This window comes from Desulfitispora alkaliphila (assembly GCF_050433185.1).
Classification (GTDB): domain Bacteria; phylum Bacillota; class Desulfitisporia; order Desulfitisporales; family Desulfitisporaceae; genus Desulfitispora; species Desulfitispora alkaliphila.
In genome coordinates this window covers 1-1,618 of sequence record NZ_JBNPXS010000088.1, presented here as the reverse complement: position 1 = coordinate 1,618, position 1,618 = coordinate 1, and the positions used below count along the sequence as shown (strand labels likewise).

Annotated in this window: 1 protein-coding gene; it reads left to right on the top strand. The window is 41.2% G+C overall.

Annotated features, from left to right (window positions below; all coding sequences use genetic code 11):
- On the top strand, nt 1-1,604 hold a 1,604-nt coding region (locus GGQ84_RS15450; RefSeq protein ID WP_429163715.1), incomplete at its 5' end, for an IS1634 family transposase.
- Between the last annotated feature and the right edge of the window lie 14 nt (nt 1,605-1,618).

Below are 1,618 nucleotides of genomic sequence, written 5' to 3'. Positions count from 1 at the left end.
CTGCAATTATTCGTCAGACAGATAAGAGAACCGGCATTACATACGTCTATGAATCTGTTTCGTATTGGGACAAAGAGAAACAGCAGTCCCGAGCCAAGCGCAAGCTTATTGGAAAAGTAGATCCAGCTACCGGTGACATCGTTCCCACAAGAAAGAAGAAAGTCAAAGAAGCAGAAACAACTAAAAATCCAGGTCCAGTTCCTGCAAAGCACGTAAAACGTAGCTTTTACGGTGCTACCTATCTTTTGGATGAGATTGGTGAGAAGCTCGGCATTACAGAAGATTTAAAACGATGCTTCCCAGATAGATATAAACAGATTCTGTCGATGGCCTACTATCTTATCCTAGAAGACAGGAGTCCGCTGAGGCGCTTTCCAAAGTGGTCATCTCTTCACAAACATCCTTACAATAATAATATTACCTCTCAGAGAAGCAGTGAATTGTTTGCTTCCATTAGTGAAGATGAGCGCTATCAGTTCTTTTGCCTTCAAGGCAAGCGGCGTACAGAAAAAGAGTATTGGGCCTATGATACGACCTCAATATCCAGTTATTCAAAAGGACTCAAGCAAGTGCGTTATGGCCACAACAAAGAGGGCGACTATCTTCCTCAGATCAATCTGGCGCTACTCTTTGGAGAGGAGTCTAATCTTCCGTTTTATTATCGCAAACTGCCAGGTAATATTGCCGATGTCAAGACCATTAAGAACCTCATTGCAGACATGGACTTTCTCGAATATAAGAAAATAAAACTTGTAATGGACCGTGGGTTCTACAGCGAAAAGAATATCAATGCATTATTCCAAAATCATCTTAAGTTCCTCATGGGAGCGAGATTATCTCTGAAATTTGTAAAGAACGAGCTCGATAAAGTACGTAGTGACCTCAGGACCTGGACTAATTACAGTCAGAAACATGAACTATACGCCTTTACTCAAAGTATCAAATGGTCCTATTCTCAAGAAAGGCCTTATAAAGGAGACACCCTGGCAGGAGAACGGCGCATGTATCTACACCTGTACTTCAACAGCGAAAAAGCTCTGGAAGATGAGAAAGAGTTCAACACCAAGCTGATTAATTTGCAGGAAGAACTAGTAACCAATAAAAGACGGCCTGAGCATGAAAAGCTATACATAAAATACTTTGACATTTCCTCAACACCGGTTCGAGGCATTAAAGTAATTGCTAAGCAAAAGGTTATTGATGAAACAAAACGGAATTATGGATATTTTGCCCTCATCAGCAATGAAATCAAGGATCCAATTACAGCTTTAGAAACCTACCGCAACAAAGACCTAGTAGAAAAGGCATTTGGAAATCTAAAGGAACGGCTGAATATGCGTCGCATGCTGGTGTCTTCGGATGCTAGTCTTGATGGAAAGCTGTTTGTGCAGTTTATCGCCCTAATTTTTCTTTCCTACATGAAAAAAAAGATGCAGGACAACGATTTAATAAAAAAACATACTCTTCAGGATTTGTTTGACGAATTCGATATTATTGAATGTTATCATCAACCCGGCTTCAAACTGCGCATAGGCGAGGTCACACAGCGACAGATCGATCTCTACAAAAAAGTGGGGGTTACGCCTCCAACCTCGTTACAGTAACCCGGGAATGTAGG